Annotated in this window: 18 protein-coding genes; 9 read left to right on the top strand and 9 right to left on the bottom strand. The window is 75.1% G+C overall.

From position 1 onward, the window contains the following. The first annotated feature begins 169 nt into the window (after positions 1-169). Positions 170-379, top strand: coding sequence for a Trm112 family protein (locus FHE66_RS01285; protein ID WP_139071185.1), 210 nt, complete (start codon positions 170-172; stop codon positions 377-379). On the opposite strand, the gene FHE66_RS01280 is transcribed toward FHE66_RS01285, so the two are convergent. The 4 genes from FHE66_RS01280 to FHE66_RS01265 form a co-directional block, all read right to left on the bottom strand. Continuing rightward, entirely contained in the window at positions 365-2,440 is a 2,076-nt protein-coding gene (locus tag FHE66_RS01280) for an acyltransferase family protein (protein ID WP_139071184.1), read from the bottom strand. The two genes, FHE66_RS01285 and FHE66_RS01280, sit on opposite strands and share 15 nt — an antisense overlap. Positions 2,441-2,624: 184 nt before the next feature. Further along, positions 2,625-4,751 carry a glycoside hydrolase family 3 protein gene (locus FHE66_RS01275; protein WP_139071183.1) on the bottom strand — a complete coding sequence of 709 codons (2,127 nt, stop codon included), beginning with the start codon at positions 4,749-4,751 and terminating at the stop codon, positions 2,625-2,627. Positions 4,752-4,980: 229 nt separating this feature from the next. Next, positions 4,981-7,494, bottom strand: a complete 2,514-nt coding sequence (locus tag FHE66_RS01270; RefSeq protein WP_218013578.1) for a glycoside hydrolase family 3 protein — start codon at positions 7,492-7,494, stop codon at positions 4,981-4,983. A gap of 165 nt (positions 7,495-7,659) precedes the next feature. Further along, positions 7,660-8,514 (bottom strand): RDD family protein, encoded by an 855-nt coding sequence (locus FHE66_RS01265; RefSeq protein WP_139071182.1) that lies wholly within the window; start codon positions 8,512-8,514, stop codon positions 7,660-7,662. 18 nt (positions 8,515-8,532) lie between these two features. Here FHE66_RS01265 and FHE66_RS01260 point away from each other — a divergent pair, with 18 nt between their 5' ends. Together FHE66_RS01260 and FHE66_RS01255 are read left to right on the top strand one after the other, a co-directional pair. After that, positions 8,533-9,528, top strand: coding sequence for a stage II sporulation protein M (locus tag FHE66_RS01260; protein ID WP_139071181.1), 996 nt, complete (start codon positions 8,533-8,535; stop codon positions 9,526-9,528). Between the two features lie 102 nt (positions 9,529-9,630). Then, the gene (locus FHE66_RS01255) at positions 9,631-10,467 is read left to right on the top strand and encodes a ChbG/HpnK family deacetylase (protein WP_139071180.1); all 837 of its coding nucleotides are present in this window, start codon (positions 9,631-9,633) and stop codon (positions 10,465-10,467) included. A gap of 15 nt (positions 10,468-10,482) precedes the next feature. Here the strand turns inward: FHE66_RS01255 and FHE66_RS01250 are convergent, their stop codons facing one another. Genes FHE66_RS01250 through FHE66_RS01230 form a run of 5 tightly spaced genes read right to left on the bottom strand, consistent with a single transcriptional unit; the run spans position 10,483 to position 15,820 of the window. Continuing rightward, on the bottom strand, positions 10,483-11,775 hold the full coding sequence (locus FHE66_RS01250) for a DUF58 domain-containing protein (RefSeq protein ID WP_139071179.1): 1,293 nt from the start codon (positions 11,773-11,775) through the stop codon (positions 10,483-10,485). A gap of 37 nt (positions 11,776-11,812) precedes the next feature. Further along, a complete protein-coding gene (locus FHE66_RS01245; RefSeq protein ID WP_139071178.1) occupies positions 11,813-12,844 on the bottom strand; it encodes a MoxR family ATPase in 1,032 nt (343 codons plus the stop codon). Beyond that, the gene (locus tag FHE66_RS01240; RefSeq protein WP_139071177.1) at positions 12,841-14,001 is read right to left on the bottom strand and encodes a DUF4350 domain-containing protein; all 1,161 of its coding nucleotides are present in this window, start codon (positions 13,999-14,001) and stop codon (positions 12,841-12,843) included. The genes FHE66_RS01245 and FHE66_RS01240 overlap by 4 nt, the downstream gene beginning before the upstream one ends. Then, a complete protein-coding gene (locus tag FHE66_RS01235; protein WP_139071176.1) occupies positions 13,998-14,663 on the bottom strand; it encodes a DUF4129 domain-containing protein in 666 nt (221 codons plus the stop codon). The genes FHE66_RS01240 and FHE66_RS01235 overlap by 4 nt, the downstream gene beginning before the upstream one ends. Beyond that, the gene (locus FHE66_RS01230) at positions 14,660-15,820 is read right to left on the bottom strand and encodes a hypothetical protein (RefSeq protein ID WP_139071175.1); all 1,161 of its coding nucleotides are present in this window, start codon (positions 15,818-15,820) and stop codon (positions 14,660-14,662) included. The genes FHE66_RS01235 and FHE66_RS01230 overlap by 4 nt, the downstream gene beginning before the upstream one ends. A 110-nt stretch (positions 15,821-15,930) precedes the next feature. Here FHE66_RS01230 and mtrA point away from each other — a divergent pair, with 110 nt between their 5' ends. The 6 genes from mtrA to FHE66_RS01200 all read left to right on the top strand — a co-directional run. Continuing rightward, positions 15,931-16,614: an MtrAB system response regulator MtrA gene (gene mtrA, locus FHE66_RS01225; RefSeq protein WP_139071174.1), complete on the top strand. Its 684-nt coding sequence runs from the start codon at positions 15,931-15,933 to the stop codon at positions 16,612-16,614. 4 nt (positions 16,615-16,618) lie between these two features. Next, positions 16,619-18,271, top strand: a complete 1,653-nt coding sequence (gene mtrB / locus FHE66_RS01220) for an MtrAB system histidine kinase MtrB (RefSeq protein WP_139071173.1) — start codon at positions 16,619-16,621, stop codon at positions 18,269-18,271. After that, on the top strand, positions 18,271-19,965 hold the full coding sequence (locus tag FHE66_RS01215) for an LpqB family beta-propeller domain-containing protein (RefSeq protein WP_139071172.1): 1,695 nt from the start codon (positions 18,271-18,273) through the stop codon (positions 19,963-19,965). Before mtrB ends, FHE66_RS01215 begins: the two co-directional genes overlap by 1 nt. Before the next feature lie 339 nt (positions 19,966-20,304). Next, entirely contained in the window at positions 20,305-21,066 is a 762-nt protein-coding gene (locus FHE66_RS01210) for a ComF family protein (RefSeq protein WP_139071171.1), read from the top strand. 249 nt (positions 21,067-21,315) lie between these two features. Beyond that, positions 21,316-21,960 (top strand): ribosome hibernation-promoting factor, HPF/YfiA family, encoded by a 645-nt coding sequence (gene raiA, locus FHE66_RS01205; RefSeq protein WP_139071170.1) that lies wholly within the window; start codon positions 21,316-21,318, stop codon positions 21,958-21,960. 53 nt (positions 21,961-22,013) lie between these two features. Beyond that, positions 22,014-23,107: winged helix-turn-helix domain-containing protein (locus FHE66_RS01200; RefSeq protein ID WP_255303562.1), on the top strand; the 1,094-nt coding region annotated here is incomplete at its 3' end.

Here is a 23,107-nt window from a genome sequence, read left to right as displayed (position 1 = left end):
CGTGCGCGAGGCCTCGCGCACGCCCGCCGCGCAGGCCTCCCCGGCTGCCCGCCCCGGCCACACCGCCCCGGCGCCCGTGACCCACCGGCTCCCCGAGCCGGAGGCCGAGCTGGGCCGTCGTGGGCACCTGCGCGTGCTGCGCGGCGAGAGCGACTGACGCCGCAACGCCGTGACCGACGAGCCGCTCGAGCCGTGGGTGCGTGAGGTCCTGCGCTGCCCCGTCACCGGGGCGCCGCTGGTCGCAGGGACGGCCGCCGACGGCAGCCCGGTCCTCGTCTCCTCCGACCCCGCCCGCCCGCTGGCCTACCCCGTGCGGGACGGCGTCCCCGTCCTGCTCGCCGAGGAGGCCCGGCCGGTGGACGGCTCAGCCCAGCAGTGAGGTGAGCGGCCCGGCGATCCTCGGGGCGAGCGTCCGGGCGTAGGTCGCCGTGAGGTGGTGGGTGTCGCTGTGGGTGAGCACCCCGCCGACCACCGGCAGGCACTCCTCCCGGGGGCAGACGAACTCGGTGAGGTCGAGCAGGTCCGCCGCCGGCACGCGCTCCGCGGCGGCCCGCAGGATCGCCGCGCCCGACCGCTCCATCGCCTCGGCCCGCGGCACCGCGCAGCCGCTGAGGTCCGTGAGGTGCTCGCTCACGCACTCCGGGGCGTCGATCCCGGGCCACGGGGTGTCGAGGAGGGCGAGGACCTCGATCCCCTCCTCCTCCAGCGCCTGCCAGGTGGCGGCCATCGCCTGCGCGACCGGCTCGCGCGACTCCTCCCGGCTCAGCGCCGCGCCGTCCTCGACGAGCTGGTAGTGCCCCCCGGCGCTGACGACGACGACGTCGGGCGGCTCGGCCATGAGCCGCTCGGTGAGCGTCGCCTGCCACTCCAGGCAGCTCGTGTAGGGGCGGGAGGTGCTGTCCTCCCACACGAGGGCCGGCGCGAGCAGGCACGAGGACTTCGTCGAGGTCTCCAGCCGGAAGCCGTGCTCCTCGGCGAGCACCGCGAGCGCGGGCTGCCAGTGGGCGGCGTGGGAGTCCCCGACGAGCGCGACGACGACGTCGGAGTCGGCGTCGCCGTACACGCAGGTGAGCACCCCGGGGCTGAGCGCGTCCTGGTGGCAGCCGTCGGCGTAGACGGCCGCGACGTCGTCGGCGGCGTCGAGCAGGGAGGGGGTGAGCGAGGTGACCTCGTAGGTCGGCTCCACGGCCGCCGGCTCGTCGCCGAGCGCCGCGGCGCCCGTCGCGCCGCGCTCCGCCGGCACGTCGGCCCGGTCGGCGGCGAGGGTGAGCGCCGCGGCGCCCGCGAACCCCACGGCCACGCACGCCGCGCCGGTGACGGCGGCGCGCCAGGGCGCCGCGAGACGGCGCGAGCGGTGGAAGGGCTCCTCGACGAACCGGTAGGTGAGCCACGCGGGGAGCGCCGACCCGGCGACGACGGCCAGCGCCGTCGCGAGCGGGAGCACGCCGTCGGGCCCGGCCCACAATGACGTCGCGACGACGACGAGCGGCCAGTGCCACAGGTAGAGCGAGTAGGACAGCGCGCCGACGCGCTGCACGAAGGGCCCGGTGAGCGGCGCGAGCTCCCCGCGCGGGTCACCGCTGCCGGCCACGAGCACGGCGGCGGCCCCGAGCGTCGGCACGAGCGCCGCGGTGCCCGGGAAGGCGGTGGTCGCGTCGAAGGTCACGGCCGCGTACCCGATGGCCGCCAGCCCGGTCCAGCCGAGCGCCTGACGGGCCCGGGGGGAGCGCCCGATGACGCCCCGGGCCACGACGACGGCGAGGAGGGCACCGAGCGCCAGCTCCCACAGCCGCGTCGTCGTGACGAAGTAGGCGGCGCCGGGGTCCCGCGCCGTGAGGTGGACCGACCACGCGAGGGACGCCGCCGCGACGAGGAGCAGGCCCCACCCGAGGCGGCGGGCCGGGCTCCCGGCACGCGGGCGCACGAGGGCGACGACCAGCAGCGGCCACAGGAGGTAGAACTGCTCCTCGACGGCGAGGGACCAGAGGTGCTGGAGCGGGCCGGCCGCCGCGCCCTCCGCGAGGTAGTCGACCGAGCGGTCCGCGAGCCGCCAGTTGACGAGGTAGGTGGCGCTCGCGACGAGGTCCCCGGCGATCTCGCGCCAGCGGGTGACCGGCAGCGCGAGGATCGTGAGCGCGGTGACGGCGAGGAACACCACCGCCGTCGCGGGCAGCAGCCGCTTCGCGCGTCGGGCGTAGAACCGGCGCAGGCTCAGCCGGCCGGTCTCCTCGACCTCGCGCAGGACCAGACCGGTGATGAGGAAGCCGGAGATGACGAAGAAGACGTCGACGCCGACGTACCCGCCGGGCACGAGCGGAACCCCGGCGTGGTAGGCGAGGACGAGCAGGACCGCGACCGCGCGCAGCCCCTGGATGTCGGCCCGGAAGCGCGGACGGGCGCTGCGGGACGGAGCCGCGACGGATGTCGTGGCAGCGGTCATGCTGGCCTCTCACGGACGGGTGCGACGCGGACGACCGTCCGCCACGCCGAACCACGGTACTCCCGGCCACGCCCCCGTCCCCGGCACCGCCACGCACCCTCTCCCTCCCGCCGAGCGCTGGATCGTGCACGCCTCTCCTCCACCGAGCGCTGGATCGTGCACGCCGGTCCCTGGGAGGGCCGGGTCAGCGGCGGCGGTGGAGGGTTCGGGCGGCGAGGGCGAGGGCGGCGGCGAGGAGGGTGGCGACGATGGCGGGCAGGAGCCAGCCGGCGGGGTCGCCGTCCTCCGCCGGCGCCGGCTCGGCCGCGTCCGGGGTGGCCTCGGCGGTGTCGAAGGTGTGCTCCCACCGGGCGTCCGCGCCGTCGGCCAGGTGGTAGGCGGAGGGCGGGTCGGCCTGCGCGGTGACGACGACGGTGCCCTCGGCCGGGTGGGTGCCGGGCGTGAGGGTCTGCCCGTCGAGGAGGTAGGCGGCGCCCGGGACGTCGGGGACCTCGACGGCGTCGTCCTGGGTGCCGGGCAGGTCGGTGAACGTCACGGCCGCCGGGGTCACCTCCTCGGTCCGCCGGACCCCGGAGCCGAGCGCGGCGAGCACCGTCCCGTCCGGAGCGGTGACCTCGACCGGGAGGCGGCCGGTGGGCAGCACGCGGCCCGACAGGACCCCCGCGACGCCCGCGTGGCTCACGGTCGACGTCCCGTAGGAGGCCAGGACGGCGGCGACCTCGCCGGGAACCGCGGCGTAGTCGTACGGGGTCCCGGCGAGCACGACGACGACGGGCGTGCCGCTCGCCGCCAGCTCGGTGACGAGTGCCTGCTGGGCGGCGTCGGCGCGCAGGTCGTCGACGGCGAGGACGACGGCGGCCGCGCCCTCGGCCGCCGAGCGCACCGCGGCGCGGTAGCCCCGGCTCGGGCTCGTCCCGCTCTCCAGCCGCTCGGTGACGGTCAGGCCCTCCGCGGCGAGCAGCGGGGTGAGGCGCTCGGGCCACGCGGACCCGGCGCCCGCGAGGAGGACCGGCCCGGCAGCCGGGTCGAGCGGCAGGACGGCGCCCTCGTCGCGCACGAGGGTGACCGCCCGCTCGGCGATCGCGGCGGCGACGGCGCGGTGGTCGGGGCTGCCGACGACGTCGAGCCCGGGCCGCTCGGCGCCGTCCCAGATCCCGCGCTCCACCTTCCACTCCAGGATCCGGGTCACCGACTCCTCGAGACGCTCGCGGGTGAGCTCCCCGGTGGCGAGGGCCTCGCGGACGCCGGCGAGTGCGGCGTCGACGTCCGGCGGCGCGAGGAGGATGTCGGAGCCGGCCTGGATGGCGAGGACGGCGATGTCGCCGTCGTCGAGCGGGTTGCCCGGCAGCTGCTTGAGCGCGGCCATGTCGAGGGCGTCGGTGGTCACGAGGCCCTCGAAGCCGAGGTCGCCGCGCAGGAGGTCGGTGAGCACGGCGGGGGAGAGGGTGCCGGGCATGTCCGGGTCGATGGACTCGACGACGATGTGGGCCGACATGACGATGTCGACCCCGGCGGCGACGGCGGCGCGGAACGGTTCGAGGTGGGCGGCGAGCTCCGCCGGGTCGCCCGCGACGACCGGCAGGCCGGTGTGGGAGTCGACGTCGGTGTCCCCGTGACCGGGGAAGTGCTTGGCCGCCGCGGCGACGTGCTGCGACTGCAGGCCCTGGATCTGGGCGGCGGTGAGCTCGGAGACGGTGGCGGGGTCCGCGCCGAGGGACCGCAGCCCGATGACCGGGTTGTCCGGGTTGGTGTTGAGGTCCGCGACGGGCGCCCAGTCGACGTTGACGCCCATGGCGGCGAGCTCGGCGCCGAGCACCTCGCCCTGCCCCCGCGCGAGCTGTGGGTCGAAGGTGGCGCCGAGCGCCATGCCGCCCGGGAGGTCCGTGACCGGGTGCCCGAGGCGGGAGACCTCACCGCCCTCCTGGTCGACGGTGATGGCGAGCGGCACCCCGGGCCCCGCGGACGCCGCCTCCTGGAGCCCGGCGGACAGGTCGGCGACCTGCTCGGGGGAGTCGGTGTTGCCGGCCCACGCGAAGTACAGGACGCCGCCGAGCGCGTACTTCCGCACGACGTCGGCCGGGGTGTCCACGCCGTAGCGGGCCCGGTTCTCGGCGGCCCGGGACCTGTCCTCGGCTCCGGAACCGTAGACGTGGACCCATGTCATCTGGCCGACGAGCTCGTCCTCGCTCATCGCGGCGACGACGTCCTCGACGTCGGTCGTCGCCGTCGCCGAGGGGCCGGCGGCGCCCAGGGCGAGGAGCAGGGCGGTGGCGGCGGCGAGCGCGGCGGCGGTGCGGCGGGAGGAGGTCATGGGCCTTCGTCGGGACGGCGGGCACGGACCCCGCCACCGTACGCGCCCCGGCGCCCTGGTCCGCACCCGCGCCTGCACCGCCCGCGCCCCGCATCAGCACGCGCCGGCACACGCACGAGCGCCGAGAGCCGGATCGTGCGCGGTGCACGATCCAGCTCTCGGCGCTTCAGGTGGTGCGCTTCAGGTGGTGCGCGCCCGCGGCTGAGGGCGCGTCAGGTGGTGTTGCGGGTCAGGGGGTGCGGCGGACGCCGAGGCTGTCGGTGCCGTCCCCGTCCCAGTCGCCCACGAAGACCTCGTCGCCGGGGCGGCCGTAGGCGACGACCTTCTCGGCCGGGCCGCCACGCAGCCAGTTGCTCACGTGGTAGACGTGCCCACGGCGCACGGCGAAGGTGTCCTCGCCGTCGCCGTTCCAGTCACCGGCGAGCATCTGGTCACCGGCCCGCCCGTAGACGAAGCCCTCGTCCGCGGCACCGGCGCGCAGCGTGTTGGTCACGTGGATCTCGGCGCCGCGGCGCACCGCGAAGGTGTCCTTGCCGTTGCCGTCCCAGTCACCGACGAGCACCTCGTCACCGGCGCGCCCGTAGACCACGACCTGGTCGGCCGGGCCGCCCACGAGGGAGTTCTTCACGTGGTACTCCGCACCGCGGCGCACGGCCAGCGTGTCGGTGCCGTCGCCGTCCCAGTCGCCGACGAGGACGACGTCGCCCGGGCGCCCGTAGACGAAGGTCGACTCCGCGGGCCCGCCGGTGGTGCGGTTGTTCACGTGGAACTCCGCGCCGCGGCGCACGGTGATGGAGTCGCGGCCGTCACCGTCCCAGTCGCCGATGAGGACCTCGTCGGTGAAGCGGCCGTAGGGGAAGGCGTGGTCGGCGGCGCCGCCGGTCCAGCCGTTGGTGAGGAAGAACCCGTACTGCTGCTGCGTCGGCGGCTGGGGGCCGGGCTGCTCGCCGTCGTCCTCGTAGGTCATGCCGAAGCCCATCTCGAAGAGCGTGCCCTCGCCGTCGGCGGTGGGCACGTTGACGGGCAGCGCGCCGGTGGGGGCGACGTCCCCCATGACGACGGCGGCGAGCGCCTGGAGCGAGGGCAGCTGGTAGCCGTAGGTGGCGACCTGCGCGGCGGGCTCGGCCCAGGCGACGTCGTACGGGTTGCGCACGGGGACCTGGACGACCGGGATGCCGGTCTCGATGAGCGCGTCGAGGTAGTTCTGCTGGCTCGTGACGTTGGCGGCGCCGGTCGGCGTCATCGTCATGACGACGACGGCGTCGTGGCCCTCGGCGGCCGCGACCGCGGCGTCGATCTGCTCCTGGTTCGGGAAGGCGGCCAGGTGCGCGGTGGTCTGCGCGCCGTGCGCGGTGAGGGCGGCGGCGAGGTTGGGCACGCCGGTGGCGCCCCAGCCGGTGACGAAGACCTTGGAGCCGGCGTCCAGCGGGAGGGTGTCGTCCTCGTTGCGGAGCAGGGTGACGGACCGCTCGGCGATCTCCTGGGCGGTGGCGGCGTGCTCGGCGTTGCCGACGATCGACTCGACGGCCTCGACGTCGACGTACGGGTCGGCCCAGACGCCGCTCTCCTCCTTCCACTCCAGGATGCGGGTGACGGACTCCTCGAGGCGCTCGCGGGTGATCTCGCCGGACTCGACGGCGGCGTTGACGGCCTCGAAGGTGGCGGGGACGTCGGGCGACATGAGGAGGATGTCGGAGCCGGCCTGGATGGCGAGGACGGCGATGTCGCCGTCGTCGAGCGGGTTGCCCGGCAGCTGCTTGAGCGCGGCCATGTCGAGGGCATCGGTCGTCACGAGGCCCTCGAAGCCGAGGTCGTCACGCAGGAGGTCGGTGAGCACGGCGGGGGAGAGGGTGCCGGGCATGTCGGGGTCGATGGCCTCGACGATGACGTGGGCCGTCATGATCATGTCGACACCGGCGTCGATCGACTCGCGGAAGGGCAGGAGGTGCTGCTCGAGGGTGTCGCGGTCGTAGCTGATGATCGGCAGCCCGGTGTGGGAGTCGGTGGCGGTGTCGCCGTGGCCGGGGAAGTGCTTGGCCGCCGCGGCGACGCCCTGGTCCTGCATCCCCATGACCTGTGCGACGCCGAGGGCCGCGACGTTCTCCGGGTCCTCGCCCATCGAGCGCACGCCGATGACGGGGTTGGCCGGGTTGGTGTTGACGTCGACGACGGGCGCGAAGTCGACGTTGACGCCGACCGCGGCCATCTCCGCCCCGAGCACGGCGCCCTGCGCGTAGGCGAGGTCGGCGTCCCACGTGGCGCCGAGCGCCATGTTGCCCGGCAGGACGGTGACCGGCGCGCCCATGCGGGCGACGATGCCGCCCTCCTGGTCGATCGTCACGGCGAGCGGGATGCCCGAGCCGTCATCCTCGGACACTCGCTGCAGCCCGTTGGACAGCTCTGCGGTGAGCACGGGGTCGTCGACGATCCCCGGGTTGGACCACGCGAAGTACAGGACCCCGCCGAGGTCGAACTTCTCCACGACCTCGGCCGGGGTGTCCACGCCGTAGCGGGCCTGGTTCTCCGTGGCCATGGAGTCGTCGGTGGCGGAGTTGCCGTAGACGAAGGTCCACGTCATCTGGCCGATGAGCTCGTCGATCGTCATGTTCGAGACGATCTGGTCGATCGGGCCGGTGGAGTCGGGTGCCGACGTGCCGGCGGCGGGCACGGTGGCTGCGAGGAGCAGCCCTGCCGCGAGAGTGGTGGCGGCGCCTGCCTTGGCACCGACGTGCTTTGTGGACAACGTTCCTCCTGGTGGTCGACCTCGAACACCGCGGGGGCCTTCCCGCGCGACAACAGTTTTCTCGCCGACAGTGATGGAGGAAACTGCTGTCAGGTCAGCGTAGACCACGGCGTGTCCTACGTCACGTACCTGGTCTAGACCAAGGGGCGGGAGTGCCCGTGGCGGCTAGCGGACCCCGAAGGGGAGGCGGCGCAGCTCGGCGGTCGTCTCGGCCAGCGCGTCGCGGGCCCGCAGGCCGACGGCGTACTCCCGGTCCCGGCGGGCGACGAGCACCGCGGCGAGGAACCGCTCGGGGTTGGTCCCCCACGGCGGTGGCGGGGCGACGAGCGGCTCCACGCGGGCGGCGAGCCGGCGCCCGAGCTCCGCACGGGAGGCGGGGTCGAGGGTGCCGGTGCGGTCGAGGAAGCGGCGGGCGGCCAGGGCGAGACCGTCCGGCAGCGCGCGGATGTCGGCGTCGCGCGCCCAGTCGGCGAGCTCGGGGGGCATGAGGAGGGGTGGGGGCGTGCGGTCCGCGCCTCGGGTGCGCACCGCGTACGTGCCGGCGAGGAGGTCGCCCAGCCGCTTGCCGCGGCCGTTGAGCAGCGCCGCGACGACGGCGACGGACCCGGCGGTCAGCCACAGCTCACCGAGCCCGGCCAGTGCGCGGACGAAGGCGTGCCGGAAGCGGATCGGCCCGCCGTCGTCGCGCACGATCCGGATGCCGGTGGCGAGCTTGCCGAGCGAGCGGCCCCGGGTGAGCGTCTCGACGAGGGTGGGGGCGACGACGGCGACGCACGCGAACGTCACGATCGTGAGCGTGTCCGCCTGCGCCTGGTTGTCGAGGCGCCCGAGGATCCCCACGGAGATCGCGCCGAGGACGATGACGTAGCACGTGGCGTCGATGAGGCCGCCCGCGACGCGGAGCATGAAGGCGGCCGGCCGCACCTCGAGCGCGACGGCCTCGCCGGTGACGATGAGGTCGTCGTTGAGGCGCGCCGCCTGCAGCGCCCTGCCGCTGCTGTGGGCGGCGTGCGAGGTCATGTGTGGCAGGGTACCCGCGTGGACATCGACGCCTTCGCCGCCGTGCACCGGCCGCAGTGGCAGCGCCTGGCGACGCTGTCCGCCCGGCGCCGGCTCACGGGCGCGGAGGCCGACGAGCTCGTCGCCCTCTACCAGGCGACCGCCGGGCACCTGTCCGCCGTCCGCACGAGCGCCCCCGACCCCGTCGTCGTCTCCGAGCTGTCCGGCCTGCTCGCCACCGCGCGCGGCCGGATCGCCGGTGCCCACGAGGCCCGGCTCTCCGACGTCACACGCTTCCTCCTCCTCCAGCTGCCGGCGGCCTTCTACCGCGTGCGCTGGTGGACGGTGTGGGCCGGTGTCGCGTTCCTCGCGGTCGCGACCCTCAGCGGCTGGTGGGTGGCGACGAACGAGGCGGCCCTCGCCTCCGTCGGCAGTCCGGCCGAGCGCCGCCAGTACGCCGAGGAGGCGTTCGCCGCCTACTACTCCAACTACCCGGCCGCCGACTTCGCCGGTCTCGTGTGGACGAACAACGCGTGGATCGCCGCGCAGTGCATCGGCCTGGGGATCACCGGCGTCTTCCCCGCCTACGTCCTGCTCGCCAACGCCGTCGGTGTGGGCTCCTCGGGCGGCGTCATGGCCTCCGAGGGGTACCTCGACGTGTTCTTCGGGCTCATCGCGCCCCACGGCCTCATGGAGCTCACCGCGATCTTCGTCGCGGCCGGCGCCGGGCTCAAGCTCTTCTGGGCGTGGGTCGCGCCGGGCCCGCGCACCCGCTCCCGGGCACTCGCCGAGGAGGGCCGCTCGCTGTTCGCCGTCGCGCTCGGGCTCGTGCTCGTGCTCGCCGTCTCCGGGCTCGTCGAGGGCTTCGTCACGCCGTCACCGCTGCCCACCTGGCTGAAGGTCACCATCGGTACCCTCGTGCTCGCCGCCTACTGGACGTACACCCTCGTCCTGGGGCGGCGCGCCGTCCGGGCGGGGGAGACCGGGGACCTGGAGGAGGACCTCGCCGGGCACACCCTGGCGCAGGCCGGCTGAGACGAGCTCCTCCTCCCGCCCTCCCTGTGGCAGCCGGGCGGGCCGGACGTACGCTGGAGGTGCCGCGCGGGGGTGGTCTCCGCGCGTTGCGTGTGAGGTGCCATGAACCGCAGGCTCGTCATCACGGCCGACGACCTCGGGGTCGACGCCGAGACGAACGCGACGATCGTCGAGCTCATGCGGGACGGGCTCGTCTCGGCGACGACGCTCATCCCGGTGGCGACGGCGGCGACCGACGCGGTCGAGCGTCTCAAGGCCGCCGGCCTGCACGCCCCGCGCCTGCACCTCACCCTCAACAGCGCGCGTGAGTGGGCCGGATGGTCACCGCTGTCGGCCGACGCGCGCACGCTCATCGGCCCGGACGGCACGCTGCCCCTGGACGCCGCGCAGGCCGAGCGCAGCGCCTCGACCGCGGACGTCGCGCGCGAGATGTTCGCCCAGCTCGGCTGGATGCGTCGCCTGGGACTGCGTCCCCCCGCGCTCGACTCCCACTCCGGCACGCTCTACGGCCTGCGCGGGCGCTCGCTCGCGCTCACGGCGGTGGAGTTCTGCGCCGAGCACGGCCTCGCCTTCCGCCTGCCCCGCCGCCTCGCGTCCGTGCTCGGGCTGGCCGTGCGTGGGCTGGGCACCGCCCACCGCCGGGCCGTGCGCCGGGCCGACGCGCTCGGTGTGCGCCTGCCCCAGACGCTCGTCGGCTCCTGGCTGCCCGGCTCGGCGATCCTCGGGTACGGCCACCTGCGCGCCGACGTGCTCGCCCAGCTGCGCAGCCTGCCGAGGGGGACCTCAGAGCTCATCGTCCACCCCTCGCCCCTCGCCTCGGCCCAGCGGTTCCCGGCCGGTGAGGGTCGCAAGCGGGTGTGGGAGCTGCGCCTGCTGCGCGACCCGGCCTTCCACCGGGCACTGCGGCGCGAGCACATCGAGGTCGTCCCCGCCTGGTAGCCCGCCCTGTCGCTCCTACAGCCGCCCGGCGGCCTTGAGCGCGAGGTAGGTGTCGGCCAGCGCGGGCGGCAGGTCCTCCGGCAGCGCCTCGACGACCTCGACCCCCTGACGGCGCAGCCGCATCGCGGCGGCGCCGCGCTCGATCGCCGCGCGCTCGGCGGCTGCGGCGTCGAAGACCTCCTCGCTCGTCAGGCGCCGCCGGCGGATCTCCTCGGCCTCGGGGTCGGCCGCCGACGCGAGCACGACCTGGTGGTCGCGCGTCATCGCCCCGACGACGGGGAGCAGGTCCGACGTCACCGCCGCCGTGTCCAGCGCGGTGAGGAGCACGACGAGCGAGCGCTGGGACAGCGTGTCGCGCACGACCTGCGTCACCGTCGGCCAGCTCACCTGGACGAGGGACGCCTCGACCTGCGCCAGCCCGTCGGCGAGGGAGGACATGAGCCGCGCGCCCTGCACCCCGGAGACGCGGGCCCGCACCGCCGAGTCGACCGCGACGACGTCGACCCGGTCACCGGCGCGTGAGGCGAGCGCCGCGAGGAGCAGTGCCGCCTCGATCTGCGCCTCGAGCCGGGGTGCCTCGCCCAGCCGGGCGGCCGACAGCCGCGAGGAGTCGACGACGACGAGCACCCGCCGGTCCCGCTCGGGGCGCCACGTGCGCACGACGACGTCGCCGCCGCGTGCCGTCGCCCGCCAGTCGATGGCGCGCACGTCGTCGCCGATGACGTACTCGCGCAGCGAGTCGAACTCGGTGCCCTGCCCGCGCACGTTGACCGCGGCGCGCCCGTCGAGCTCACGCAGGCGGGCGAGCCGCGAGGGCAGGTGGCGCCGGGAGGTGAAGGCGGGCAGCACCCGCAGCCGTGCCGGCGCGGGCAGTGAGCGCTGCCGGCCCGCCAGGCCCAGCGGGCCGTGGCAGCGCAGCGTCACGAGGTCGGCCACCCGGTCACCGCGCCGTGTCGGGCGCAGGCCGGTGCGCACCCGGCGCGCCTCGCCCGCCGGGACGGTGAGCCGGTGCCGGTTGTGCTCGGCGCCCGCCGAGGGCACCCACGCGTCGCGCACGAGCAGGCGCGCCGTGCGCCGGCCGGTGTTCGTCACCGTGAGGGTCGAGGTGGCCGGCTCGCCCAGGCGCACCGAGTGGGGCACCTCCCGGTGGGGCTCCAGCGCGCGCGGCGAGGCGGCGAGGAGGACGTCGAGCAGGACGCCGAGCACGAGCACCGCCGCCCACGCCGCGACCGTCGCCCCGCGGGGCACGAGCAGCACCGGCACGAGGCCCACGGCCGCGACGAGCGCGGCGCGGCGGGTCAGCGCCATCGTGGTCTCCTCGTGGGCAGCGCGGGTCGGGACACGGTCAGCGCGGGACCGGGACGGCGCGCAGGACGCCGTCGAGGACGGTCTCGGCGGTCACGCCCTCGAGCTCGGCCTCGGCGCGCAGCTGGACGCGGTGGCGCAGCGTCGCGTGGGCGAGGGCCTTGACGTCGTCGGGCGTCACGTAGTCCCGGCCGGTGAGCCAGGCCCATGCCCGCGACGTCGCGAGCAGGGCCGTCGCCCCGCGAGGGGAGACGCCGAGCGAGAGCGAGGGCGAGGTGCGGGTCGCGCGGCACACGTCGACGACGTAGCCGAGCACCTCCGGTGCGACCTGGACCCGGCCGACCTCGGCGCGGGCCGCGGCGAGGTCGCCCGGTCCGGCGACGGCGCGCAGCCCGGCCCCGGCGAGGTCACGCGGGTCGAAGGCGCGGGCGTGCCGTTGGAGGACCTCGATCTCCTCCGCGCGCTCGGGCAGCGGCACGAGGAGCTTGAGGAGGAAGCGGTCGAGCTGGGCCTCGGGCAGCGGGTAGGTGCCCTCGTACTCCACGGGGTTCTGGGTCGCGACGACCATGAACGGGTCGGGAAGCGGGCGCGCCTCGCCGTCCACCGACACCTGGCGCTCCTCCATCGCCTCGAGCAGCGAGGCCTGGGTCTTGGGCGGGGTGCGGTTGATCTCGTCGGCGAGGAGGAGGTTGGTGAACACCGGCCCCTCCCGGAAGGAGAACTCGGCGGTGCGCGCGTCGTAGACGAGCGAGCCGGTGACGTCACCGGGCATGAGGTCAGGGGTGAACTGCACCCGCTTGGTGTCCATGTCGAGGCTGGCAGCCAGCGACCGGACGAGCAGCGTCTTGGCCACCCCGGGAACGCCCTCGAGGAGCACGTGCCCGCGGCACAGCAACCCGATGACGAGGCCGGTGACGGCGGCCTCCTGGCCGACGACGGCCTTGCCGACCTCCTCGCGCAACGCGGCGAGGCGGGCGCGGGGGGAGTCCTCGGGCGGGGCGGCGGCGTGCGTGACGGGGGCAGCCGCCGGCGGCGGGGGCGGCGGCTGCTCGCCGGGGGTGTAGGTGGTCACGACGGGTGGACCTCGCTTTCCAGGGTGTCGAGCTCGCGGGTGAGGTGGACGAGGGCGGCGTCCGACGTCGGGGACGGGCCGTGGAGCAGGGCCGCGACGGACTGCTCGTCGCGGCCGGTGGAGCGGGCGACGGCGGCGACGAGGTCCTCGGGACGCGCGGAGCGGGGCACCCCGAGGCGGGCGGCGCAGCGCGTCGCGCACCCCGCGCGCAGCCCGGCGGCCGCGTGCGCGTGGTCGCGGGCGCGGCGGTAGAGCCGGCCGCGGCCCAGCGTCGTCTCCGCGGAGCGCACGACGACGGGCATCGGCTCGGTGACCACGCGCCCGAGCCGCCGGCCGCGCCACAGCACGACGACGACGGCGAGGACGAGGAGCTGGGCACCGACGATGGTGGCGGCGGGCGGCAGGACGCCCGCCGGCTCCTCCTCGGTCTGCGGCGTCACGGTGTCACCCGCCGTCGGCAGGTACCAGACGAGCTCGCTGCTCGCGCCCAGGAGACGCAGGACGAGGGCGGCGTTGCCGGCGTCGGCGAGGCGCTCGTTGCTCAGCAGGGTGCCGTCGGCGAGGAACACGAAGCGGCGCCCGTCCTCCTCCCACGTGGCCAGGGCCCCGGCCCCGTCCGCCGTCGGGAAGCACAGCTCGACGTCCGCGGCGAGCGGCTCGACGCCTCCGGTGCTCCCGGAGACGGTGCCCGCGGCGAGGGCGTCCGGGTCGGCGCAGTCGGCCCGCAGCGGGTCGGGGCTGCCGACCGGGGAGGGGGTGACCTTGTCGGTGAGCGGCTCGAGGTCGGGCAGGAAGGTCGACTGGGTGAGGACGACGTCGGCCCCCGTGCCACGCACCGCGGCGAGCTGGTCGTCGTCCAGGAGACCGCCGCCGGCGACGAACAGCGTCGTGCCGGGCCCGGCCACCTGCGTCACCTCGTCCGTCGTCCGCACGGTGCGCACGCGCACCCCCTGCTCACGCAGGATCGTCGCGGCCGCCTGCGCGCCGGCGGGCGCGGGGTTGTCCGGGGCGAGCGGGAGCGCGGACGTCGTCTGCCGGGCGGCGAGGAGGACGACGAACGCCGCCACGGCGACGAGGGCCACGGCGACGAGGAACAGCGTCTGGCGCCGGTTGCGGCGCGCCGGGACCTGGGTCTGTGCCTCTGCTACCGCGGTCACGGGGCGACCAGTCCCACGGGGCGTCCGGTCGCGACCGGACGGGCGGCGGCCACCTCACGGGCGAGCTCACGCATCCGCGCGTCCTGGTCCGGGCCGGGACGCGCCGAGCCGTAGCAGACGTCGTCGAACAGGCGGGCGGCCCAGGTGAGGCCGGCGGCGCAGCCGGGCAGGAGGGACGCCGCCGCGGCGCCCGCCTCGTGGGCGGTGAGGCCGGGGCGGTCGTCGATCACCGTGCGCTCGTCGAGAGAGCGGATGATCGCGCGGAAGCGCATGAGGACGGCCAGTGCCCAGTCGCCCCGATCAGCGGCGTCGTCCGCGGCGGCCGTGAGCGACGCGCTCGTCGCGTCGCCGTCGTCGTCGAAGAGCGTGTGGGAGCGCGCCCCGGCGGTCCGCCGGCGGCGGCGCACCGGTCCGGCGAGGTAGAGCGCGAGGACGAGCAGGACGACGGCCCCGACGACGACGATGACGGGCACGAGGCTCTCCGGCGCCGAGGCGTCGATCTCGAGCAGCCGCTGGAGCTGCTCGCCGAGCCAGCGCCACAGCCGGTCCAGCACGCCGGGCTCGTCCCGGTAGACGCTGCGGGAGAGCTCCTCCTGCGCCCAGCGCCTGGCCTCCTCGGCGTCCGGCTCGACCGGCACGCCGAGCAGCCGCGCGCGGCTCATCCCGCGGCGCGCGCGAGCTCGACGTCCAGCCCCTCCTTGCGCATCCGGACGTCGATGTACAGGAGGGCGAGCACCGCGGCCATGACGGGGATGGAGATCGCCGAGCCGACGAGCTGGCCGATCGAGGAGACGATGAACGGGATGAGGATGTCGTCCTGGAAGGCGAACAGGCCGCCGACCATCGAGAAGGGCACCGACAGGATGCCGACGAGGGCGCCGACGAGGACGACGGTGAGCAGCATGATCCCGAACAGCCGCCAGAAGGTGCCCTTCGACAGTCGCCACGAGCGCCCGATCGAGGCGATGACGCCCGTCCCCTCGAGCATGATCACGCACGGCGCGAACATGAGCCGCACGGTGAGGAACGCGACGAGCACACCCATGAGGACGACGAGGAGGAGGGCGAGGAGCCCCGCGGTGAGCGCCCGGTCGCCCGTCTGCGCCACGCCGACGAAGAGGAGGGCGACGAGCACGGCTCCGCCGGTGACGGCGACGATGCCGGCCAGCCCGAGGAGCAGGGAGAGGCCGACGAGGCGCAGCAGCCGGCCGCGGGCGCGCTGCCAGACCTCGGCGAGACCGATCGTGCGCCCGAGGACGGACTCGCTCACCGAGATGATGGCCAGGCCCTCGAGGACGAGCGTCGCCAGGCTCAGCGGCACCCAGCTGATGACGAGGCCGGCGAGCGTGCCGACCCCGAGGAACGCGTCGAGATCCGAGGCGCCGGCCTGCAGCGCACGCTCGATGTTCTCGAGCAGCGCGACGGTGACGCCGGCCTGGAGGAGGGCGCCGGCGCCGACGACGATGATGGCCAGCCCGAACATGACGAGCGGGTTGCTGCGGATGGCACGGAAGGCGCCGTCGTAGATCTCCCCGAGGGTCAGCGGCCTGAGCGGGACGATGCCCGGCTGCACGGCGGAGGGCACGGGAGCGAAGCCGGGCCCGTAGTAACCGCCGCCGGGCGCCTGGCCGTACTGCCCGTAGGCGCCGGGAGCGGGCGGCGGCTGCTGGCCGTACTGCCCGTACTGGTCGGGCTGCTGGCCGTACTGCCCGTACTGGTCGGGCTGCTGGCCGTACTGCCCGTACTGCCCGTACTGGTCGGGGGTCGACGGGCCGGTCGGCCCGGCGCCACCCGCGGTCGAACCCGGCTCCTGGCTCATCGGTCCCCTCCTGGTCTCGGGCGGCCATCGTCCCACGCGGCTACGAGGCCGAGCGCAACATGATCATCGGCACAATGGAGTCCCTTGCTGCGGATGCGACCATAGTCGGCATGAACGCTCGAATTCTCGTGGTCGACGACGACACCGCGCTCGCCGAGATGATCGGGATCGTGCTCCAGGCCGAGGGGTACGAGACCGTCATGTGCCCTGATGGCGCCCAGGCGCTGGAGGTCTTCCGGACCCACGAGCCGGACCTCGTGCTCCTGGACCTCATGCTCCCGGGCATCGACGGCATCGAGGTCTGCCGCCTCATCCGCGCAGAGTCGGGCGTCCCCATCGTCATGCTCACCGCGAAGTCCGACACCATCGACGTCGTCGCCGGGCTCGAGGCGGGCGCCGACGACTACATCCCCAAGCCGTTCAAGCCCAAGGAGCTCGTCGCGCGCGTGAAGACGCGCCTGCGGCGCACGACGGCGCCGCAGACCGAGCGGCTGACCATCGGCGACCTCGTCATCGACGTCGCCGGCCACCAGGTGACGCGCGGGGACCAGAGCATCCCCCTCACCCCGCTCGAGTTCGACCTGCTCCTCGCCCTGGCCCGCAAGCCCTGGCAGGTCTTCAGCCGCGAGGTGCTCCTCGAGCAGGTCTGGGGCTACCGCCACGCCGCGGACACCAGGCTCGTCAACGTCCACGTCCAGCGCCTGCGCGCGAAGGTCGAGCAGGACCCCGAGAACCCCCAGGTCGTCGTGACCGTGCGCGGCGTCGGTTACCGAGCGGGCGCCACGCAGCGGTGACGGCGTGAGCACGACCGAGGGGAGGACGGCCTGGCCCGGTGGGTGGCTGGGCCGTGTCGTCGACCGCTGGCGCACCTCGCTGCGCCTGCGCGTGTCGATCACGACCGTCCTCGTCGGCGTCGCCGCCCTCGTCCTGCTCGGCGCGGTGGTGAGCGTGACGATCCGCGACGGCCTCTTCGAGGCGCGCCGTGACGAGATCATCGCCGACGCCGCCTCGCGCACCCGCTCCGCCCAGGAGCGCTTCGACGCCGCCATCGCCAACACCGGCCCGCAGGTCGAGCTGCTCGCCTCCGACCTCATCGCCGGCAGCCAGGGCACCGGCGGCGGCGTCGTCGGTGCGATGCTCCTGCGCAGCCCGGGGGAGACCTCCCAGGTGCTCATCAACGAGCTGGTGATGGACGAGCGTCTGCTCGACAAGACCGTCCTCACCAGCGAGCTGCGCAAGGCGGTCGCCGACGGCGGCCAGCACTGGCAGTCGATCTCGCTCCCCCTGGCGATGGGTGGCGGGCCCGGCATCATCGTCGGCTCGGAGGTCATCCTTCCGGTCGTCGGGACCCAGGAGCTGTACATCGTCTACTCCCTGCGGGCCGAGGAGGACACGCTCCGCCTCGTCATGCAGGTGCTCAGCGCCGGCGCCGGCGTCCTGCTCGTCTTCCTCGGCGCGATGACGTGGCTGTTCGCCCAGCGCGTCCTCGCGCCGGTGCGCCAGGCCGCCCGCAGCGCCGAACGGCTCGCCGACGGCCTGCTCGACGAGCGCCTCGAGGTGCTCGGCAACGACGAGATGGCCACCCTCGGCCGCAGCTTCAACGAGATGGCCGAGAGCCTCCAGGACCAGATCGAGCGCATGGCCGAGCTCTCCCGCCTCCAGCAGCGCTTCGTCTCCGACGTCTCCCACGAGCTGCGGACCCCGCTCACCACCATCCGGATGGCCAGCGAGGTCCTCCACGCGAGCCGGGACGCCCTCGACCCCGCCGCCCGACGCTCCGCCGAGCTCCTCCAGACCCAGCTCGACCGCTTCGAGCAGATGCTCGCCGACCTCCTGGAGATCAGCCGCTTCGACGCCGGGGCCGCCGTGCTCGACGTCGAGGAGCGCGACCTCCAGGACGTCGTCGCCCACGCCGTCGAGCTCGCGGCGCCGCTCGCCGAGCGCAGCGGCTCGACGATCACCGTCCACGGACCGGGTCGGCCGTGCACCGCCGACATCGACCCGCGCCGGGTCGACCGCATCATCCGCAACCTCCTCGTCAACGCGATCGAGCACGGCGAGAGCCGCCCGATCGACATCACCGTGGGCGTCAACGACACCGCGGTCGCCGTCGTCGTCCGCGACCACGGCACGGGGATGACCCCCGAGGCCGCGCAGCACGTCTTCGACCGGTTCTGGCGCGCCGACCCCGCCCGCGCACGCACCACGGGCGGCACCGGGCTGGGCCTGTCCATCTCCCTGGAGGACGCCCGGCTCCACGGGGGCACCCTCGAGGCGTGGGGCGAGCCGGGCGAGGGCGCCGCCTTCCGCCTGGTGCTGCCCCGCCGCGCGGGGCTCCTCGTCTCCGAGCCGCCGCTGCCGCTGCGCCCCGAGCGCGTCCCGGACGAGCCCGCCGAGGTGCGCGGCGGACCGGCGGCCGTGCCCGACCTCGAGAGCCTGGGAGGCCGCTGATGGGTCCTCTTCGCCGGCGCGCCGCCGCGCGCCTCGGGGCCGCCCTCGCGGCCGTCGCCCTCGTGCTCACCGGCTGCGTGAGCATCCCGGACTCCGGCCCGGTCAACGCCGCCGACGCCGCGCCCCCCGAGCGCAGCTCGGTCGCGCTCATCGCCTACGGCCCCACCCCGGACGCGACCGCCAACCAGATCGTCCAGGGCTTCCTGCGCGCCGTGGCCGCGGGCGGCAACGACGAGTTCGCCGTGGCCCGCGAGTACCTCGCCGGCCCGGCCGCCGAGACGTGGAACCCGCGGGCCCAGGTGCGTGTCTTCACCGCGCGCGACGTCACCTACTCCCAGAGCGAGGACGGGTCGGTGAGCGCCACGGCGACGGCGGCCGCGACCGTCGACGCGCAGGGCCGGTACACCGAGGCCGCACCCGACACGCCGCTCCAGCTCGACTTCACCCTCGCGCGCACCGACGAGGGCCAGTGGCGCATCGTCGACCTCGAGGACGGCATCCTCGTCTCGCCCGCGGTCTTCGAGAACCAGTACGACCCCTACCAGCTGTACTTCCTCAGCCCGGACAACGCGGCGCTCGTCCCCGAGACGCGCTGGTACCCCCAGCGCAGCGCCGCCTCCCTCATCGCGCGTCACCTGCTCGAGGGGCCCTCCTCGTGGCTCGCGGGCGGGGTGACCACGGCCGTGCCGACCGGGACCCGGCTCGCCGAGGGCTCGGTGAGCGTCGTCGACTCCGTGGCGCAGGTGGACCTGTCCTCCGAGGCGCTCGCGGCGGAGCCCGCCCAGCGCGCCCTCATGGCCGCCCAGCTCGAGGAGTCGCTGCGCACGGTGCCCGGCATCCAGTCGGTGACCCTCAGCGTCGGCGGGAACCCGCTGCCGCTCGAGGGGGACGCGCCCGACCTCCTGCGCAACCCCTACATCACGGGCAACCCCGTGGTGGTCGCCGAGGGCCGGGCCCAGCGGTTCACCGGCTCCGAGCTCGTGCCGCTCGTCGGGGAGAGCCTGGCCACCGACCCGCGCATGCCCGCGCTCCCGTACGACGACGCCTCGGGCCGGGCGGTCGTCCTCGACGGCACCGACCGCCTCGTCAGCCTGCCCAACGAGCAGGACGGCGGCGCCGTGCTCACGACCGGGACGAACCTCGTCGCGCCGTCGATCGACCGGCACGGGTGGATCTGGACGACCCCGCGGGCGAGTGACGGGACGCTGCGGGCGGTGCTCCCCAACGGCACCGTCACCTCGGTGTCGGCGAGCTGGCTGGACGACGCGGACGTGCTCTCCCTGCGGGTCTCGCGCGACGGGACCCGGATCGTCGTCATCTGGCAGGCCGACGGGGTCTCCCGGATCGAGCTCGCCACTGTGCTGCGCGACAGCGACGGGCGCCCGCTCGCGGTCGGCGAGCCGGTCCGCGTGGGGGAGAGCGTGACGAGCGCGCTCGCCGCGGCCTGGGTCGACGAGCAGACGGTCGCGGTGCTCGGCTCGAGCGGCACCGACACGGCCATCGCCGTCCACCTCGTGACGATCGGCGGACCGACCGTGAAGCTTCCGTCGGTGAGCGGAGCGACCCGGGTGGCGGCCGCGACCGGTGACCGCACGCTCGTCGTCGGCACGGAGGACGGGCAGCTCTACGAGCGCAACGGCCTGGGCTGGACCCTCGCCACCACCGACGTCTTCGACCCCGCCTACCCCGGCTGACCCCACCCACCCGCGAGAGCCGACTTCCGCGCGAGAGCCGACTTCCGCACGAGAGCCGACTTCCGCACGAGAGCCGACTTCCGCGCGACAGCCGACTTCCGCGCGACAGCGGACTTCCGCGCGACAGCGGACTTCCGCACGACAGCGGACTTCCGCGCGACAGCCGACTTCCGCCACACGCCGGGCGTGCACGATCCGGCTCTCGCGGGACGGAGGCGGCGCGTCGTCCGCGAGCGACAGACACCGACGCCGCTCCCCGGACCCCCTCCGCGGCCCCGGCCACCACAGCCAGCGGGCCCGGGACGACGCGGTGAGGGGGACTGCCCCACGCTGGACGGCATGACGCCCGGCACCGCCCGTGCCCTCACCGAGGCGCTCGCGCTCGTCCTGCCGGCCGACTGCGCGGGCTGCGGAGCGTGGGACCAGGCGGTCTGCCCGCAGTGCCGCGGCCTCGTCTCCCGCACCCCGGTCCGCTGCGACGGGCAGGCGCCGATGCTCAGCCTCCCTGGCGACGCGGACGGGCTCCTTCCCGTCTGGTCGCTCGCCGACTACGCAGGACCGGTCCGCCGGCTCGTGCTCGCGTGGAAGCGGGCGGGCCGCGGCGACGTCGCCCGCGTCCTCCTCGCGCGCGCCCGGGAGGGGGCCCAGGTGTGGGCCCACGACCCCGACCTCGCCCTCGGCGACGGCAGCGGGGACGTCCTCGTCGTCCCCGCGCCGTCGGGGACGCGGCGCCGCCTGCGCGGGATGCTCGTCGTCGCCGACCTCGCCGACGCCGTCGCCGCGGGGATCGCCGCTTCGGGGACCCTGACCGCGGGGCGCACCGTCCGCTCGCTCGACGTGCTGCGGCGCTCCGGTGGCCGGGCCCACCAGTCCGGGCTGGGCGTGCGCGGGCGGGTCCGCAACCGGAGCACGGGCGTCCGGGTGCTCGCGGCGCCACCCGCGGGCGCCGTCGTCGTCCTCGTCGACGACGTCCTCACCACCGGCGCCACCCTCGCCGCCTGCAGCAGGGTCCTCGACGGCGCGGGAGCCAGGGTGGCCGGGGCCCTCGTCCTCGCCGCGACGCCACCGCCGGGCCGGACCGTCGGCGCCCGGGTGCCGTGACCCGTGCAGACCCGGGATGCCGGGCACAGCCGGTGTCCAGTAGGCGGACATTGCGCCACTCGGGACCAACATCGCGGGTGTCAGGCCGCGACCTCGACTAACGTTCCTGTATGGACGCACTCTCGCCCACCGGCCCGGCTCCGGGTGGTGGCGAGCTCCGAGGAGAGGAGGTGGCAGACATCTTCCTCACCCGCTGAGAGCGGGTCGCTGCAGAGACCGATTCGGTTTCACTTCTCTACGGAGGTCACCATGGATATTGCCGTTGTTGCCCGTAACACCGAGGTGGCGGACCGCTTCCGCGCCCACCTGGAGGACAAGCTCTCCAAGGTCGAGCAGCTCGCGCCCCGCGCGCGTCGCATCGAGGTGGAGATCACCAAGGAGCAGAACCCGCGGCTCGCCGACAGGGCAGAGCGCGTCGAGCTCACGGTGGTCGACCGGGGACCGACCATCCGTGCTGAGGCTGCGGCCGACGACAGGTACGCGGCCCTCGACCTGGCAACGACCAAGCTCATGGAGCGACTGCGTCGCGCACGCGACCGGCGCAAGAACCACCACCGCCGCGGTGGCGCCAAGCCGATCGCGGACTTCGAGGAGCTCGCACCGGAGCCGGTGGTGGAGGAGCTGCCCACCACCCCGACCCCGCCGACCGAGCCCGGGGAGGTCGTCGAGGCACAGCTGGGCGACTCGCCCGTCATCGTGCGCCAGAAGCTGCACGACACGCAGCCGATGAGCATCGACCAGGCGCTCTACGAGATGGAGCTCGTCGGTCACCCGTTCTACCTCTTCATCGACGAGGAGACCATGCAGCCCTGCGCCGTCTACCACCGGCACGGCTGGACCTACGGCATCATCCGACTGAACTACGAGGTCGCGGCCAAGGACGCCGCACTCTGAGTCCGACGGCGGGCCGCGGCACCACGCCGCGGCCCGCCGCGTACGCTCCCAGCGTGACGCGCACGCTGACCCTCGCCCAGGCACGGCGCACCGCGATCGCCGCGCAGGGGCTGGACCGTCCGCGCCCGGTCCAGGTGACGATGCGGCACGTCACCGGCACGATCGAGCGGCTCGGGCTGCTCCAGATCGACTCCGTCAACGTCCTGGCCAGGGCGCACCTCCTGCCGCTCTTCGCCCGCCTCGGCCCCTACGACACGACCCTGCTCGACCGGGCCGCCGGGCGTCACCCGCGGCGCGTCGTCGAGGCGTGGGCGCACGAGGCCTCCTTCGTCCCGGTGACGACCTACCCGCTCGTGGCCGGCACCCGGCGGCGGTGGGCGGGCATGGACCCGCTCGCCCTCGAGGAGCGCAACCCCGGCCTGCAGCGCCGCGTCCGCGACATCGTCGCCGCCCGCGGGCCGCTCACCGGTCGCGACGTCGAGGCGCTCGTGGACCCGCTGCACGCGGAACGCTCCGACGGCTGGGGGTGGCGGTGGAGCGCCGCCAAGGTCGCCCTGGAGACCCTGTTCGACGCCGGTGAGCTCACCGCGTCGTCGCGCAACGCGCAGTTCGAGCGGGTCTACGACCTCACCTCCCGCGTCCTGCCCGGGCACGTGCGCGACCAGCCGGCGCCGGACCCGCAGGACGCCGTCCGCGAACTCACCCGGATCGCGGCACGCGCCCACGGCGTCGGTACCGTCCGCTGCCTCGCGGACTACTTCCGGATCGGTCAGCGCGCTACCCGCCTCGCGATCGACGAGCTCGTCGAGGAGGGTGAGCTCGTGCCGGTCACCGTCCCCGGGTGGGGGCGGCCCGCCTGGCTGCACGTCGCCGCCCGTGTGCCCCGGCGCACGGCAGCCCGGGCCCTGCTCGCGCCGTTCGACCCGCTCGTGTGGGAGCGGCGCCGCGTGCTGGACCTGTTCGGGATGCACTACCGCATCGGCATCTACACCCCCGCCCACCGCCGCACGCACGGGTACTACCCGCTGCCGTTCCTCCTCGGGGAGCACCTCGTCGCCCGGGTGGACCTCAAGCACGACCGCGACGCCGGACTCGTGCGCGTCCGCGGTGCCTACGCCGAGGAGCCCGGCCCCGACGCCGGCGCGCG

Source organism: Georgenia sp. 311, from assembly GCF_006151955.1.
Classification (GTDB): domain Bacteria; phylum Actinomycetota; class Actinomycetes; order Actinomycetales; family Actinomycetaceae; genus Oceanitalea; species Oceanitalea wutianyii.
The sequence above is the reverse complement of the archived record's forward strand: the minus strand, read 5'-3'. Positions and strand labels throughout refer to the sequence as shown.

What these genes read in the sequence shown, in the direction of transcription:
- FHE66_RS01255 (WP_139071180.1), top strand. Translation starts at nt 9,631, where the DNA reads ATGAACCGCAGGCTCGTCATCACGGCCGACGACCTCGGGGTCGACGCC.
- FHE66_RS01280 (WP_139071184.1), bottom strand. Translation starts at nt 2,440, where the DNA reads ATGACCGCTGCCACGACATCCGTCGCGGCTCCGTCCCGCAGCGCCCGT.
- raiA (WP_139071170.1), top strand. Translation starts at nt 21,316, where the DNA reads ATGGATATTGCCGTTGTTGCCCGTAACACCGAGGTGGCGGACCGCTTC.
- FHE66_RS01275 (WP_139071183.1), bottom strand. Translation starts at nt 4,751, where the DNA reads ATGACCTCCTCCCGCCGCACCGCCGCCGCGCTCGCCGCCGCCACCGCC.
- FHE66_RS01210 (WP_139071171.1), top strand. Translation starts at nt 20,305, where the DNA reads ATGACGCCCGGCACCGCCCGTGCCCTCACCGAGGCGCTCGCGCTCGTC.
- FHE66_RS01235 (WP_139071176.1), bottom strand. Translation starts at nt 14,663, where the DNA reads ATGAGCCGCGCGCGGCTGCTCGGCGTGCCGGTCGAGCCGGACGCCGAG.
- FHE66_RS01250 (WP_139071179.1), bottom strand. Translation starts at nt 11,775, where the DNA reads ATGGCGCTGACCCGCCGCGCCGCGCTCGTCGCGGCCGTGGGCCTCGTG.
- mtrA (WP_139071174.1), top strand. Translation starts at nt 15,931, where the DNA reads ATGAACGCTCGAATTCTCGTGGTCGACGACGACACCGCGCTCGCCGAG.
- FHE66_RS01265 (WP_139071182.1), bottom strand. Translation starts at nt 8,514, where the DNA reads ATGACCTCGCACGCCGCCCACAGCAGCGGCAGGGCGCTGCAGGCGGCG.
- FHE66_RS01215 (WP_139071172.1), top strand. Translation starts at nt 18,271, where the DNA reads ATGGGTCCTCTTCGCCGGCGCGCCGCCGCGCGCCTCGGGGCCGCCCTC.
- FHE66_RS01230 (WP_139071175.1), bottom strand. Translation starts at nt 15,820, where the DNA reads ATGAGCCAGGAGCCGGGTTCGACCGCGGGTGGCGCCGGGCCGACCGGC.